This window comes from Cupriavidus sp. 8B (genome assembly GCF_054589115.1).
Genome location: NZ_BAAILO010000182.1, coordinates 1 through 15,343 on the forward strand (window position 1 = coordinate 1; position 15,343 = coordinate 15,343).

General features: G+C 61.1%; 15 protein-coding genes and 1 pseudogene. 8 read left to right on the forward strand and 8 right to left on the reverse strand.

All coding sequences use genetic code 11. The features are described 5' to 3' along the window. The first annotated feature begins 89 nt into the window (after positions 1-89). A complete protein-coding gene (locus ACYP5B_RS18330) occupies positions 90-416 on the forward strand; it encodes a hypothetical protein (RefSeq protein ID WP_459570639.1) in 327 nt (108 codons plus the stop codon). A 151-nt stretch (positions 417-567) separates the two neighbouring features. On the opposite strand, the gene ACYP5B_RS18335 is transcribed toward ACYP5B_RS18330, so the two are convergent. The 6 genes from ACYP5B_RS18335 to ACYP5B_RS18360 all read right to left on the reverse strand — a co-directional run bounded on the left by ACYP5B_RS18335 (position 568) and on the right by ACYP5B_RS18360 (position 7,255). Further along, positions 568-2,097, reverse strand: a complete 1,530-nt coding sequence (locus tag ACYP5B_RS18335; protein WP_459570640.1) for an MFS transporter — start codon at positions 2,095-2,097, stop codon at positions 568-570. A gap of 29 nt (positions 2,098-2,126) precedes the next feature. Further along, positions 2,127-3,314, reverse strand: a complete 1,188-nt coding sequence (locus ACYP5B_RS18340; protein WP_459570641.1) for an HlyD family secretion protein — start codon at positions 3,312-3,314, stop codon at positions 2,127-2,129. Positions 3,315-3,330: 16 nt separating this feature from the next. Next, positions 3,331-4,791: an efflux transporter outer membrane subunit gene (locus ACYP5B_RS18345; protein ID WP_459570642.1), complete on the reverse strand. Its 1,461-nt coding sequence runs from the start codon at positions 4,789-4,791 to the stop codon at positions 3,331-3,333. Between the two features lie 124 nt (positions 4,792-4,915). Further along, a complete protein-coding gene (locus ACYP5B_RS18350) occupies positions 4,916-5,278 on the reverse strand; it encodes a cupin domain-containing protein (RefSeq protein WP_459570685.1) in 363 nt (120 codons plus the stop codon). 84 nt (positions 5,279-5,362) lie between these two features. Continuing rightward, positions 5,363-6,118: an SDR family oxidoreductase gene (locus ACYP5B_RS18355; RefSeq protein WP_459570643.1), complete on the reverse strand. Its 756-nt coding sequence runs from the start codon at positions 6,116-6,118 to the stop codon at positions 5,363-5,365. Between the two features lie 591 nt (positions 6,119-6,709). Next, complete coding sequence (locus ACYP5B_RS18360) at positions 6,710-7,255, reverse strand: TetR/AcrR family transcriptional regulator (RefSeq protein WP_400095505.1); 546 nt, start codon at positions 7,253-7,255, stop codon at positions 6,710-6,712. A gap of 203 nt (positions 7,256-7,458) precedes the next feature. Between ACYP5B_RS18360 and ACYP5B_RS18365 the strand changes: the two genes are divergently transcribed. The 3 genes from ACYP5B_RS18365 to ACYP5B_RS18375 all read left to right on the forward strand — a co-directional run bounded on the left by ACYP5B_RS18365 (position 7,459) and on the right by ACYP5B_RS18375 (position 10,694). Next, complete coding sequence (locus ACYP5B_RS18365) at positions 7,459-8,688, forward strand: YbfB/YjiJ family MFS transporter (RefSeq protein WP_459570644.1); 1,230 nt, start codon at positions 7,459-7,461, stop codon at positions 8,686-8,688. A 306-nt stretch (positions 8,689-8,994) separates the two neighbouring features. After that, positions 8,995-9,714: an SDR family oxidoreductase gene (locus ACYP5B_RS18370; RefSeq protein ID WP_400095503.1), complete on the forward strand. Its 720-nt coding sequence runs from the start codon at positions 8,995-8,997 to the stop codon at positions 9,712-9,714. A gap of 35 nt (positions 9,715-9,749) precedes the next feature. Next, positions 9,750-10,694 (forward strand): LysR family transcriptional regulator, encoded by a 945-nt coding sequence (locus tag ACYP5B_RS18375; RefSeq protein ID WP_459570645.1) that lies wholly within the window; start codon positions 9,750-9,752, stop codon positions 10,692-10,694. Between the two features lie 453 nt (positions 10,695-11,147). Here the strand turns inward: ACYP5B_RS18375 and ACYP5B_RS18380 are convergent, their stop codons facing one another. After that, positions 11,148-11,711, reverse strand: coding sequence for a hypothetical protein (locus ACYP5B_RS18380; RefSeq protein ID WP_267604134.1), 564 nt, complete (start codon positions 11,709-11,711; stop codon positions 11,148-11,150). Between the two features lie 2 nt (positions 11,712-11,713). After that, positions 11,714-11,905, reverse strand: coding sequence for a YqaE/Pmp3 family membrane protein (locus ACYP5B_RS18385; RefSeq protein WP_459570646.1), 192 nt, complete (start codon positions 11,903-11,905; stop codon positions 11,714-11,716). Positions 11,906-12,294: 389 nt separating this feature from the next. Between ACYP5B_RS18385 and ACYP5B_RS18390 the strand changes: the two are divergent. The 4 genes and pseudogenes from ACYP5B_RS18390 to ACYP5B_RS18405 form a co-directional block, all read left to right on the forward strand. After that, positions 12,295-12,447 (forward strand): annotated as a pseudogene (locus ACYP5B_RS18390) (double zinc ribbon domain-containing protein); the annotation flags it as partial. Between the two features lie 87 nt (positions 12,448-12,534). Next, a complete protein-coding gene (locus tag ACYP5B_RS18395) occupies positions 12,535-13,344 on the forward strand; it encodes a hypothetical protein (protein ID WP_459570687.1) in 810 nt (269 codons plus the stop codon). Positions 13,345-13,357: 13 nt separating this feature from the next. Next, on the forward strand, positions 13,358-14,029 hold the full coding sequence (locus tag ACYP5B_RS18400) for a hypothetical protein (protein ID WP_318238418.1): 672 nt from the start codon (positions 13,358-13,360) through the stop codon (positions 14,027-14,029). Between the two features lie 65 nt (positions 14,030-14,094). Continuing rightward, positions 14,095-15,276, forward strand: coding sequence for a DUF883 domain-containing protein (locus ACYP5B_RS18405; protein ID WP_459570647.1), 1,182 nt, complete (start codon positions 14,095-14,097; stop codon positions 15,274-15,276). Positions 15,277-15,343 lie beyond the last annotated feature (67 nt).

Genomic DNA, 15,343 nt, shown 5'->3' on the forward strand with positions numbered 1-15,343 from the left:
CGCAATCCGGACCACTTCAAGATCGCCGTCTACTTCCACTGCGGTGGTCTCAACCTACATCCGGCTGCGCTGACCCACACGAAAGTCGGATGAACCGCTTTATTCAACGTCCCGGTGGTCTTTTCGAGTTGCGGGCTACGCCGTCACTTTCGACCTCGGCAAGTCATCGCGAAGCCAGCTTGCTCGTGCCCTGGAGTGGGCAAGGGCACGGGGCAGAAGGCAAGGGGCCGCTGCGCGCCCTGCACTGCCTATTCAACCTTCCCGATCTTGCGTACGGCCGTGGCAAACTTGCCGGCAACCTTGTCCCAATACGCTTGGAACTGGGGCGAATTCATGTAGAGGACCGGCGAACCGGCGTTCTGGATGATCGAGTTGACCTTGGGGTCGGCGGCTGCCCGGAATCGACAGCCATTTGAGCCCGAGGAACTGATAGAGGATAACGGGCAGCGAACCGCACGCCAGCGAGGCATAGAGTTGCCGCCTCGACCAGACCGTGAACTCGGAAATTTTGTACGATTTTCCCAGGTGCATGGTGGCATCTCGCAGCGGTGTGGCAGGTCGCAGGCCTTATCGGAACACCCGCTGGACCAACGTCACCAGCACACCCGCAAGCCCGAGCACTGCGACCAGTCCGAAATAGTCGATATGCGCCAGCAAGGCGGATTCCCGGGCCAGCATCTGGGCGACCTGCGCCGTCGCCATCTGCGCCGCCTGCGCGGCACCAGTTGCCTGGATCAATGCGTCCTGGAGCTTCTGGAATGTCTCCACAAAAATGGGCTCGCCCGACGCCACCCGTTCATTGAGAACGGCATAGTGCGCCGTCGTCCGCCATTGCTGCCCTAGTGTCGCCAGCGTGATGCCCAGGGCGACGCCAATTTGCGCCAGCATGTTCTTCATCTGTTGGGCATTTGCGAAAACCGACTCGTCATATTCGAGTTCCCTGAAGGTATTCATAGCAGCCACGGGCATGACGACCAGTGGAAATATGCTATAGATGGCAAGCGCCGGCAGGATGTCACGCCACATGTTGGCATGACCATCGATCCTGGAGAGCCAAGCACCGTACACGGCAAGCGCAAGGAAACCGATGACGAGAAACTTTTGTGGAGACGGGTAACGTGGCAAGATCCGCATCATGACGCCCCAGGTCAGGATCCCCCCCGCAAAACCCAGCGCCTCGAAATCACCCACGGTCGCCCACGCAAAACCCAAGGTTCGCTGCAGCAGCGTCGGAATCATGTAGTTGTTCGCGCCAAGCATCACGTAGCCAAACAGGAACAGCGCCACGCCCGACACGTAGCGAACGCTCAGCATGTCGCGCACCCGCAGTATGGGGTTATCTCCGGCATGCTGGGTGCGCCCATAGAACATCAAACCGACGACTGCCAGGACCATCATCATCCCAATCAGCAGTACGTCTCCATAGAAGTCGTAATAAAAGCGCTGCAGTGCATAGAGCAGCAGGAAGCTTCCGCCTATGAGGATGATCTGTGGCCACAGATTCGGCTTCGAACGATGCTCCGGTGCGACCAGCGGCCGATCGTGCAGGACCACTGATGCCATAAGTACGAGCGATCCGGCCAATGCGGCAAGAAGCCAGTAAATGGCACTCCAGCTTTCATGCGATACCGCGAGCGAAGCCAGCCAGGGTGCCGCCGAAATGTTCACCGCCACACCACCGGCAAGGTACTTGATGCCGACGAATCGCTCGGGCCCAGCGAGCACATGATGAATCATCATGCGGGCGCACGTGAAAAGTGCGCCACCGCCGAGTGCCATCACAGCCCGTCCTGCCAAGAATGAAGAGAAGTCATCGCTGGTGGCGCACAGCACGGCACCGGTTGCGCAAATGGCAGTGGCGTACTGGACAAATCGACGCGGCCCAAGGCGCTCCACGCACCAGCGCGCCATGGAGATCGAGAGAATCGCCACGCTCGCGTAGGTCGCTGAGGCAAAACTGAAGTCCTCCGGGGTCATACCCAATTCGCCCATGAGCGGAACGGCGGCAAAGGCGGTCATTCCCGACTGCAGGAAATCGACGGAGACCAGCAGGAAAATCGTGGCGTAGAACAGGCGTCCCGGGCTGCTTTGAGACATGTCGAAGCCTCTCCTGATTCGCGAAGGCGCTATTGATTCGCCTGGATGATCTTCTGCACGACGTCGTCTGCGCGCGCCAATTCGCCGACGAATACGTCGGTCTGATAACCGTGGGTTCGAGATCCCGGAACCACCAGCCGCGTGCCGTCGCGCTGCCGAGTGTCCACCACCACTTTCATCGACAACCCCAGTTGCAGGGGATGCTTTGCAATCTGTTGGGGATCGAGCGCTATGCGGACCGGCACCCGTTGTACGATCTTTATCCAGTTTCCCGTCGCGTTTTGTGCCGGCAACAGGGAGAACGCGCTGCCGGTACCGGCGTCCTGCCCAATGACCATGCCCTCATAGACCACGTCTTCGCCGTACGCATCGGCATAGAGACGAACGGACTGCCCAATCCGGATATGCCGTAACTGGGACTCCTTGAAGTTGGCGTTGACCCAAAGGTGGTCCAATGGCACCACCGACATCAACGAGATCCCCGCGTTGATTTTCTGGCCCACCTGTGCGTTACGCTTGGTGACCACACCTGTCACGGGCGCTGGCACCCTAGTGCGGTAGGCCGCCACATAGGCCTCGCGGACCTGAGAGGCCGCGGCCAGCACATCGGGATGCGTGGCGATCGTCGTGTGTTCAACCTGTGCGGTGCTCGCTGCCAGTTGATGGCGCGCGGCATCCAGGGCGGCGCCAGCTGAGCGTACGGCGTCCTCCGCGTGTCGCGCCTCTTCGCCGGGGATGGCACCGCTGCCCACGAGTTCCTTTCGGTGAGCCAGATCGGCCTTGACCCTGGCCAATTCGATTTCCCGCAGCCGCTGGTTTGCACGAGCCTGCTCGACAGCCGCGTATTGGGTACGAACCTGGCGTACTGTCCGGGCCAGCTGGGCTTCGGCTCGTGCAAGCACCAGCTTTGCGTCGGTATCGTCAAGCATGACCAGTGCGTTGCCTGCGGTGACGTGGTCGGTGGTGTCTGCGCGGATGGCAGTGATGACGCCGCTGACCTGGGCGGTCACCGATACGACGTTGCCATCGACATAGGCGTCTTCGGTGGACTCCCAGTATCGGCCGGCGACGAACCACCAGACAGCAGTGCCCAGGGCTACCAGCACGAGTAGGATCAGGCCCGCGATTCGCCAGCGCGGCGTACCACTGGCCCAGCCGCCGCCCGAATCGCCTGGCGGATTGTTTCCAGGTTCGGCGTTGCCTGCGCTGGCATTCATGTTAGATCCCCAGGCGTCATGATTCGTCCGCGAGGCGTGGATCGGGGGAGGATGCGGGTGCATACCCTCCACCCAGTGCGCGAATCAGGTTCAGGCGCACCTCGCGTTCGCGCGCCTGCGATTCGATGACCAGGCGCTTCTGCAGCAGGACCTGGCCTTCAGCGATCAATACCTGCAGATAGCTGGCAACACCCTGGCGATACCGCCTGATGGCCAGGTCATACGCTTGCTGGGTGAGTTGCAAGGCCTCGTTCTGCTCCTTCTCCTGGGCATCGAGCCAATGCAGTGATATCAGTTGATCGACCACATCGTGGAGGGCACTGATCAAGGTTGCGTTATACGTTTCGACCGCTTCGTCATAGGCGGCCTGATTCAATGCGAGATTGCCGCGCCGGCGGCCCCCGTCGAAGATGGGTAACGACAGGGCCGGGCCGATACCTATCACCCGGCTGCCGGCCGAGAGAAAATCTTCGAAGCCGAGCCGCTCCAATCCAATGAAGGCATTCAGGCTGATGTTGGGATAGAACTGTGCCCTGGCAACCTTGATGTCCAGGCGCGCCGCTTCAACCCGCCATCGTCCTGCGACGATATCAGGGCGGCGACCGATCAATTCGACGGGAAGATCACTCGGCAATTGCACGATCCCAACCTTGGCCAGATGCGGCCGTTGCACGGCCAGGCCGGCGTCCGGTCCCTTTCCTTGCAGCGCTGCCAACTGATTGTTGAGCAGGGCGATGGATTCGTTGAGCGACGCAATACGCTCCCGCGCGATGGGCAATGCGGCTTCGGCCTGGGTCAGCTCCAGCCTGGAGTCGATCTGGGCAGCCACCCTTTGACGCGTCAATGCCAGCGTCTGTTCGCGTTGCTTGAGCGTGCTTTCGGCCAGGTCACGCAGGTCGTAGGCTGCATCCAGGCGGAGATAGGTCCTTGTCAACGTTGTGGTCAACACAAGCTGTGTGGCCTGCAGATCTACCTCCGTGGCACGGGCACGATCGAGCGCCGCCCGCATGGCCGCTCGGTTCTTGCCCCAGAAGTCGAGTTCGTAAGTGACGCCCAGTGCCGCGTCATTGATGGTTTGCCAGGTGCCGGCGATCGGTGGCGGCACGGTGCCCGCCTCGCTGAAGCGCCGGCGTACGCTGGTGGCGATGGCGTTTACCTGCGGGTAGAGCGCGGCCCCGGCAATGCCGGACACGGCCTGGGCAGCCCTGACTCGCGCCTCGGCAACGCGCAAGTCTGGCTGCCCCTGCAGTGCATCACCAATGAACCGATTCAGCTGATCGTCGCCCATGGCGATCCACCACTGCTCACTGGGCCAGGCCGCGGTTGAAAACGAAACCGATGAAAGACTCTGTGCCGCTTCCAGATCCTGCGGATCGCTGGCCGTGGCATGCGTGCGCAAGCCGCTGAAGCTCGCGCATGCTGCAAGCAGCATTATGGCGAGCGTCATGGGGACCAGCCGAATGCGGCCCATGTTCATGATGCAATTCCAACCATGATCCGGCACGTTCTCGCTCGCAGTATTGAGGCTGTAGCTTCGACACGTGCACTGGCGCCCCGCATTTCCTCGCGAGGCAATCTCTCCGGAGGAAGGCCAACGAGCCTCAGTTCCAGAACGCGGTCGTCAGCTCCATATCACTCGTGTCCACCACGAACACCGCGAGAAGCTTGGCCGGTTTCGTTTCGCTGGCATCGGCGCTGATCTTATGGCGATCACCCGGCATCTCGGTAAAGCTTTGTCCGGCCTTGCAGGTCGCCACCGGTCCATCGTTGACCTGACTACGGATCTCCCCTTCAAGCACGGTCGCGTAGATGAAGGCGGATTTGGCATGCGTGTGGCCTGGCGAGTAGCCTCCCGGTCCATATTCGACGAGCACGCCCTTGAAGCTCTTGCCGGGAACATTCGGCAGTTCGTGCTGGTAGGCAACGTTCACCTTGGCGTTCTTTGACTTCGGTGCCTCCGCCAGGACACTGCCGAACGGCAGGGCGGCGACAAGCAGCGTACAAAGGTGCGTTTCATGGAGCTTTCCTGTTCTCGGATGTATGTGGGATCAGCGTCCTGTCCGTGAGCGGCAGATCCATTCGTCCATACCGATGCGGCCGAGGCGCGTCTCACCCAACGGCACCAGGGAATGCTCCTCGACGCGACCGCCGAAGTATCGGGCTTCGGGATCACGCACGACCTCGCGCGGGTCGCCCACTGCCTTCAGATAGCGGGCGACGATTTCGTTGAATGGCGCGCGCTCCGGGCCAGCGATTTCGACAATGCCGTTTTGTGGCGCCGCGATCGCCACATCGGCAACCATGGCGGCGACGTCGTCGGACGCGATTGGCTGGAACAGGCCCGGCGCAACCCTCACTGTATTTCCATCCGTACTGGCATCGGCAATGCCGCCAAGAAATTCCAGGAACTGGGTCGAGCGAATGACGGTATAGGGAATGCCGGAGGCCTTGACCAGCTTCTCCTGGGCGACCTTGGCGCGGAAGTATCCGTTTTCCGGCGCTCGGTCGGTGCCGACAATGGATAGCACCACATGGTGCCCGACACCGGCTGCAGCTTCCGCCGCGAGAAGGTTGCGGCCGGAGGTCTCGAAGAACTCCAGCACTGCCTTGTCTTCGAATGACGGTGAGTTGGCGAGGTCGATGACCACTTGCGCCCCGGTCATGGCTTCCTGGAGCCCCTCGCCAGTAATGCTGTTGACACCGCTTTTGGGCGAGGCGGCAATGACATCGTGGCCGCCCTGCCGAAGAATGACGACGGTCTTCGAGCCGATGAGACCGGTGCCGCCGATAACGACGATCTTCATGGTTCATCCTCCACTGCCAACCACGGGAGTTGCCTGAATAGGGCCTCACGTCGCTGCACAATACTACAAATGAAGCAAATCGCAAGAATGGCCAACAAGCGGGGCCGTGCGGGAGGCGATTGCGGGAACAGTCTCGCTTGCCGGTGCGTCAACCGACAGACGCAAGTTTTCAAATTTCACCTGGGCCAAGACCAGGTGCGAGCGGGCTCTGCGCCCCTGTCAACGCGCAACCTTGCAACGCGTTGTAGGCTCTACCGCGCCGAGCCAAATTCAGGTAACGGCAGACCATGGTTGTTGCACTGCGACAAATCGACGACGTCGAAACGCCGACCGCTATTGCGGGGTGGCACACAGAACCAGCAGAACACGCGCCTGAAAGTATCGTCGGAGCCCCTGGCTATCCCGGACCTTTATGCGCAGTGCTTTCAAGTTGAGTAACGGGGTTCCAGCAGCATGAGAATCGATGCCGAAGATCCACGCCGCCCCCTACCTTGCTGCCCTTTACGTGCCCATAAAGCTTTGCAATGCATAGTGGCACGCATTTGGGTAGGACAACTTGTCCACTACATGGGCCGGCGCGCCAGTGGGCTTTCAGTCCCGCAGCAACAATGTCAGCAGCGAATCCGCCGTTGCGCGCATACGTTTCTCATCGTGATAGATACGCTCGATGACGACCAGGCCCCGTGTCATCGTGACGATCAACCGAGCGGCCTGGCGTGCCGGCAGCGCGAGTTGCCCCTCCACATCAGCGCGTGAGAACCGTTCGAAAATCGCGGCTTCGATATCGTCCAGCAGGTCCTTGAGTACGATCTGAATCGCATCGTCCAGATCTTCCGAACCCACCGCGGTTTTCGTACTGAGGCAACCACGCGTCGGCGTCCCGCTCGTCATCGACGTAATGACGAAGCCGAAGAACTTCCGCAACGACTCCCGTAGCCGCGGCTCGCCCAGCGCAAGGCGCATCTGGCCGACATACTTTTCACGGTAAAGGCTGAAGGCCCGCAGGAACAGGGTCTCTTTGTCGCCATACGCGTTATAGAGCGACCCACGCTGCACGCCTGTCGCCTCCGCAAGCTGCTGCATGGTCGTATTCGCGTAACCCTTGCTCCAGAACAGCGTCAAGGCTTTGTCCAGCACGTCATCCTCATTGAACTGGCGAACTCCAACCATTTTTTGTCTTCCCGCACCGTAGTCGTCCGTAGCGGGAATTAGACACCAACATTGACACCACTGTCAAACTAGCCTAGATTGCGCCTATTCATGACACTAGTGTCAAAGATAGGGGTGCGCGATCCTGCGGGGACGTGTGCCGTTGGTCAGTCGCAATCAAGGAATCAGACATGTCCACTCATGCAGCCGGCCTGACGTCGGCAGAAATTGATCGACGGCTTGTATGGCGCTATATATTTGCCGGCTTGTGCGCAAGCCTAGTGAGCATTGGACTGGCGCGCTTCGCCTTTACGCCGCTTATCCCGGAATTGATCCAGTCGCACTGGTTTCCGGCAACGACGGTTGTCTACCTCGGGGCGGCAAATCTCGCGGGCTACGTGTTGGGCGCGCTGATCGGCAGACGCATTGCCAACTGGCTTACCAACGAGCGTGTCTTGCGATTGATGATGGTGCTGATCTCGCTGGCTTTCGTTGCCTGTGCGTATCCGCTGTCCTTTCTCTGGTACTTCAGTTGGCGCTTCATCTCAGGTGTGGCGGGCGGCGTGGTCATGGTGCTGCTGGCCGGCACGATCCTCCCGCATGTGCCCCAAGCACGTAAAGGCGCTGCGGGAGGGGCCATATTCCTGGGGCTCGGACTGGGCATTGCCGGCTCGGGAACGCTGATTCCGCTGCTGCTCAAGCTGGGACTGGCGCAGACCTGGATCGGCCTCGCCGCAGTGTCCGCACTTCTCACGGCGGCAAGCTGGTTCGCGTGGCCTTCAGGCAAGCTTGCGGCCAAAGGAGTTCATGCCCCGACGTCGACACACGACATGGTCCGATTCAGCCGCGCTGTCCGCCTGCTGTATGGTCAATATGCGCTGATGGCGGCGTCGGCCGTCCCACCGATGGTATTCCTGGTCGACTTCGTCACACGCGGGCTCGGCCGCAGCGCGGACCAGGGCGCACTGTTCTGGGCGATATACGGCTTGGGGGCGATCGTGGGACCCCCGCTCTATGGCTACATGGCGGATCGCCTGCGTCCTCGGGCAGTCGCGAGAGCCGTTTGCGCGGCCATGATGCCCGTATTGGCGGCGTTCTACATCACCGACAATATCTACGTCCTCGGGATCCTCACGCTGGCGATCGGCACGTTTGCGCCGGGAATGGTTCCGCTTGCGCTGGCGTGCGTGCATGAGCTTGTGCCACACAATGGTCCACGCCAAAACATCGCGTGGACGCGCGCGAGCATCATTTCAGCCGTCGCGCTTGCCATTGGCGCCTACGGATTCTCGGCCTTGTATGGCGCGACGGGCGGAAATCATCGGGTGCTGTTTCTGACGGGCGCCGCGCTGTTGGTCCTGGCTATCCTGGCCGACCTCTTCGGACGTGCTGTACCAACCCAGCACGGTGACTATCCCTGACGCGTAGTTCGACGGTTCGCCGAACCACACCAAGTCATCAAGCTTGCCGCGTATGAGGCATGCCGCCTGTAGCTGCGTTTCAGGAGATTGCTGTGCAAACTTCTGTCGAGAATTCCACAACACTCGTGATACTCAGGCGGCCGATTCGATTGCGTTTTGGCACGCGTAACCCCAGACCATACAGTCGTTGTGGTGCCTTGATGGGCCAACTGCGTTTTGTGCTCATCGATTTACAACCGTTTTGTACCTTTCGATGCAAAGAGGGTGCGCAGGGATATTGCTCCTCGCACCGAACCTGGAAATGCCATGTCACAGAAGACTTTTTTGATTACCGGTGCCAGCAAGGGAATCGGCCGTGCCCTGTCTCATCGCCTGGCGTCTGCCGGGCATAAGGTGATTGGGGTGGCGCGCAATGCCGACCGCGATTTTCCCGGCATTCTGGTGCCGATCGACCTGACCGATGCCGTCGCGACCGAAGAGGCGCTGACGAAGCTGAAGGCCGAGCACGCTATCGATGGCGTGGTCAACAATGTGGGATTCATCGAGCTTGCGCCGCTTGGTAGCATCGACCTGAATGTCATGGACGACATCTTCCGATCGAACCTGCGCCCAGCCGTCCAGCTCGTTCAGGCGCTTTTGCCCGGCATGCGGGAGCGAGGCTGGGGGCGCATCGTAAATTTGTCGAGCCTGGTCGTACTGGGTGTAGCGAACCGCTCCGTTTATGCCGCGGCCAAGAGCGCCATGGTCAGCTTCACACGGACCTGGGCACTTGAGCTTGCGCCGACAGGAATCACGGTGAATGCCATCGCGCCGGGCCCCGTAGAGACGGAAATGTTCCGCGTCAATACGCCCCAAGGCAGTGACGCCGAGAAGCGCTTTCTTTCCCTGGTGCCGATGGGTCGCCTGGGCAAGCCAGATGAACTGGCTGCGGCGATCGAATTCCTGCTTTCTGAGCCTGCCGCGTTCATCACCGGGCAGACATTGTTCGTGGATGGCGGCGCTTCAATAGGCAAAGCGGCGGTCTAGCTTGATTCATCGGTAGTATCTTGCGGTAGAGAACCATGTTGTACAAAAGACCTGATGACGTCACGGACTGGCGTGACTGGGAGAACTTTTGCCGGATCGTAGAGACTGGAAGCTTTACAGCGGCAGGCGATCGTGCCGGCATTCCCAAGTCTTCGGTCAGTTCGTCGCTGGCGCGACTGGAGGCGCGACTTGGTAGCCGATTGCTAGATCGCACAACGCGAAAGGTGCGCGTCACGGAATTTGGTGAGGTACTTTACGCGCGTGTTGCGCCGTTGTTTAGCCAGCTTCGCGAGGTCGAAAGCGCGGCAAGATCCAGTCAACACGAGGTGTCCGGTACGCTGCGAATAGCTGCGCCATACGAAACAGGCTGGCTCCATCTGGCGCCGGCGCTGGCATCCGTACTGAAGGATTATCCCGCGCTCCGGGTTGAAATCGACGATATCCGGGATCTGCCCGATCTGCTGGAGAAGAGATATGACATCGCCTTCATCAAGACCGATGCAAGACTGCCGGACAGTTCGCTGATCAGCAAGCGAGTCGTCGCCATGGACCGCGCCTTCTACGCATCACCGGCGCTTGTCACGAAACTGGGTCTTGCCCGGCAACCGTCAGACCTGGATTCCTGGCCAGCCATCGTGGACGCGGAAGACCAGCAGTGGGACGTCTTCGACAATGGTAGGGAAGTTGCTCGAATCAGGGTTCGTCCCAGCATCCGGGCACCCAATGCGGAAATACGTGTGCGATCGGCGATCGAAGGGCTGGGGGTGGTGAGACTGCCGCCGAGCTTCGTCGCCGATTACATGCGTCGTGGTGAGCTGGTGCGTCTTTTGCCTTCGATGCTCTCGTCGCCGGTGAAGGTCTATGCTATGACCCCTGCGAGGAAACTGATGCCACCCAAGGTCCGGGCATTGCTTACGGCGTTCGATGAGCTGCGGATGGATGGCATGACCGACGCGGAACGGCTCGGTTACGCCGGCTGATGCCACATCAGAAGACACCCAATCCCGTGGGTGCCGGACCGGTCGCCGGCGCTTTACTTCACCGCCAGATCCACGGCAGCGCCAGCACGTTCTCGATTTCCTTGCGTTTCAGCGCGAAACGGGCGCTCCTGGGTTGGCGATACATGCAGGGCATCTACGTGCCTACTACCCTGCCGCCACTGATGTGCGAGCCCGAACTACAGTCGTGACTGGCAGCCGAGGTTGCCGGCCGGGCCATGGCGCTGCTGGCCGTAGCGGTGCGCGCTGTAAGCCTGAATGTCCCAAATGCGGACAGAATCAGCCCTTCGGCCTCGCGCAGTCGAATGGCGCAGAAGGGTCGATAACGGCCGTCCGCTCGCCTCAATGCAAACGTCATCTCATCGGCCAAGGCGCCCTTCCCAAAATCAGCGTGGCTTCCCGACAACACAGCGATTGTGGAAATGGGCGGATCGATCAGTAGAAGCCAAATAGCCATTCACCACTCGGCTGGCGAACAGCAATGTATCGTTGACGCGCGCTTTCTTCGCTTTGCGGGGATACGTAGTCGGCGAAGAATTCGAGTGCATTCGCCGATTTCCGTTTCCATCCGGCTATCCGCAGTGGAGTTAGGCACCCTGACTTGTGATATCGCATCGAATCGGCAGGCTTCATGTAGTAACTAAACGAAGAATCCGGATCTATATAGCGATTCATTCGGTTCCGGTCTGCACCGCAAGCCGCGAGTGCCACGACATTCTCGATTGCAGGCCTGGCATCGGCAATCATCCGATTGATTTCCTGCGCTTGAGCGGCAGTCATTGCGCCGGAGGTTCGTTGCCGAGTTTCCTCTGGAACGTACACCATGGTGCCTGCGGATTGACTTGCATAGCCGCCGGTAGGTCTTGCGCCCAGAGTCGCGTTAATTGTGCCGAGAGCCTGATTTACCGCCGCCAGTCCATTCATGTCTTGGCAGCCGGCTAGAAGGAGTGTCAGGGAGAGCCCAAGAACTCCCGCGATCGCTTGCTTCCTCGCGTCCATGCTTACCTCCTGCCGATAGCCTTAGAGATTTTTTGATCGGTCTTATATTGGCTCAACGCATAGGCTGACCAGATTGCGGCTGGAATCCAGCCGATCAGCGTGAGTTGGAGAAGCAAGCAGATGATGCCAGCGAACGGGCGACCGATCGTGAAGAATTGGAACCAGGGTAGGAAGATCGCAAGAAAGAGGCGCAACTTTTATATCCGATGGCAGGTTTAGGGATCCGCGCGCCTGTTTGGCACGACACGGCAATTCGTTGTATCGGCAGAAACATGCGGTCCTGAACCCCCAAGAAGTTGGGGGGTGGGCTTTAATGCGTGCCTGCAAATCCCGAGCATCACTGGCCCGCAGGCGGAGAAAAATAAAAACCCCTGCCTCCCCTCCGATGAGGGGTTCAGCGTACACAGCCATCGTCCGTTAAAGCCGCGAAAGCCAGCATCCGAAGCCGACCCGGGCGGAGCTCACGCTGACCAGCTTCGACATCGCGCGGGCTGTAGCCATCTCCCCTGCTGAGAAATGAACGAAAGAACCAAATCAGCCAGGGGGAATTGCGCCCGGAGATACCAATAATCAAGGGAATGGAATGACAAGCTGTACAAACTGCGGCACCGGCACCCCAGCCGGCACGCGCTTCTGCAAAACATGCGGAACGCCAGTCAAAGCCCAAGCATCGGCGGGAGCCGTTGCAGGCTGCAGCGGCTGCGGCGCTGAACTGATAGCCGGCGCAAGATTCTGCAGGAAATGCGGGACACGGCCGACGACTGTGGAAATAGCACTTGCAGACGATGCTTCGCAACATTCGATTACGCTAGTACCAGAGGCCGTGGCACCCGCCGAGGTGGTGGCCGAGCCTGCGCAGGTGGAGGCGCCACTAGTCCGCGAGGTAACACCAGATGCAGACCAACTGCCTGTAGTAGTCGTCCAGGAGGTCGAGCCTGAGCACGTTCCTCAACCCATCGCTCCCAAGCCTGGCAACATCGAAACACCAGCCCAGGCATCGCGGCCAACAGTGGAGCAAGGTACCCACACCTCGACATCCCAAAGCACCACAGAGCCCGCGCCACGTCAATCGTCCAAGGCACTGATCGCCGCCGGCATCGCCACAGCCGTCGCTGTCGCCGGAGGAGGTCTGTTCTGGTGGTACAGCGGCAAGCAACCCACCCCGCCGGTCGACCAAGCGACGCAGGTGCAAGCGTCCCAGCCGGCATCGCCGCCTGAAACCACCGTGGCAACCCAGCCGAGCGAACCCGCCCAGCCCATCCAGCCCCAAGAACCCCCGGCGCCGCCAGCACAGCCCGAGCCAAGCGCACCCGTGGCGGCCACCCTGCCCCCCGCCCCCGCGCCCGCACCGGAACCGCCCTCGCTCGCCACCGCGGCGCCGGCCGTCCCCACGCCCATGCCCCCGGCCAAACCCGCCAAGCCAGTAGCCCAAATCGATCCCATGGAAGCCAAGGTCGACGAGCTGCTGCGCAAGGCCAAGGGCCACATCGCCAAAGGCCAATACGACAAAGCCATCGCCACAGGCGAAAGCGTCCTGGCCATCGACGCCGGCAACCGCGCAGCCAAGACCTTGATCAGCAACGCCAAATCCAGGCAGATGGAAGCGCTGCGCTCCAACACCTCTCTCGAATAACTACCTGCAAATCATGAAACTCCAGAAGACGATTCTAGTGGCGGCCCTTGGCGCGCTGCTGGCCAGCGGCTGCGCCACCCAGGGCGGCCAGAGCGCCATCAGCAGTGAGACGGTCCTGCGCTGCGCGGCGCTTGGCGCGGGCGGTGCCATCGTTGGCGGGCTGCTCGGCGGCACCAAGGGCGCCGTGGGTGGCGCGGCCGCTGGCCTGGCTGCATGCGCGGTGATCGAGGTTGCCACGCGGCAGACCAAGACCGCGGCGGAGGTAGACCGCGAGTACAAGGTGAGCAACCGCAATCGCCTGCCGCGCACGGCCGAGGTGAATGCGTACAACACCGTTGTGACGCCCAGCGGCGCGGTGAAGGCGGGCGAAGCAATCAAGCTGCAGTCGACGATCCGCGCCGTGTCTGGCACCAATGAGCAGGTTCAGGAGGTGAAGGAGATCCTGACCGTTTATGCGCCGTCCGGGGAGGAGTTCAAGCGTGGCGAGAAGATCGTCAGCTCGGCGCCGGGCAGTGGCGAGTTTGACAACAGCTTCACGCTGAAGCTGCCGGCCGGCGCGCCGCAGGGCACGTATCGCCTGAAGAGCCAGGTGGTGCTGAATGGCAAGCCTGGCATCACCCGGGAAAACCAGCTGCAGCTGGCGCAGGTGGGCGACACGCTCACCGTTGCCATGCTGGACCACTGAGTCGACCACTGCGTTGATCAATCAGGCAACCGCAGAACCAATAACAATACGGATAAACCAAGTTCATGACGACAAATGAAAAAGCTGCAGCGCCTTCCTATGCGCTGCTTCGAGCGGCCGAGGCGATTACAAACTGGCGCGCATTGGCGATGTGCGGCATGGCGGGCGTGGCAACGCTGATCGCGGGCATGCTCACCACTTATACGATCGCGCATAGCTTCTTCCTGGGGCTGTTGCTTGGCCTGGTCACGCTGGGGGTAATGCTGGTGGGGTACTCCGCCGTGGGCATCACGCTGATGCGGCAGGCGCAGGGGCACACCATCGGCTTTGTGGATGCGGTGCTGCAGGCGGTGTTCACCGCGCACCGGTTCCTTGGCGTTGGCATCTTGCTGCTGCTGGGCTACCTGGCGGTGCTGCTGGGTGCGTTGCTGATCTTCCTGCTGTGCAAGATCCCGGGCCTGGGGTCGCTGTTGTACGCGTTTGCGTTTCCGCTGGTGGCAGTGGTCATCGGCGCGACGTTCGCGGGCCTGGGGTACGTGGGCTACCCGCTGGCCGCGCCTGCTATCTGGGAGGGCAATACGGCGGTGCAGACGGTGGCGCGGCTGATGCAGATCAGCCGGCACCGGCTGCTGCAGGTGATCGTGAACATGTTCCTGCTGCTGGTGCTGGTGGCGGTGCTGTCGTTCGTGGTGTTTGGCATCCTGGGTTATGGCGCCTTGATGTCGGCGTGGCTGTCGAGCGCGGTGGGTGCCAGCCCCATGAGCTCGCTGTTGGCGATGTTCTCTGACTTCAATCCGTTCGGTCGCGGCTACGGTGGCGGCGGCTTTGGCGGCGGCTATGGCCGTGGTGACATGGCTGCCTTGCAGGATGGCATGGCCTACGCAAAGTCATTTGGCTTTGGCGCGGGCTTGCTGCTGACGATTGCCTTGGTGATCCCGTTCCTGACCTTTATCAACGGCACTTGCCTGATCTATCTGCAGACCGTCAACGGCATGGACTTCTCGGACTCGGAGGCGATGCTGAAAGAGCGCATGGCGCAGGCAAAGCGGCAAGCCGAGCAAGCGCGGGACCGTGCCGCGGAGCGCATGCGCGAGGCCAAGGCATCGCCGCAGGCCAAGCCTGCGGTGCCGGCGGTTGCGCAAGTTGCGGCGCCCGCAGCGGTGGCGTCCGCCTGCGGCAGCTGCCATGCGCCCATGGCGGCGGATGACTTGTTCTGCGGCGAGTGCGGAGCAAAGCGGCCGGCTTGACGGCACGGCGGCGTTAGGACGGCATAGGGCGAGCAGGCGAGGAGGCGGACGCAATGTCCGCCTCCTC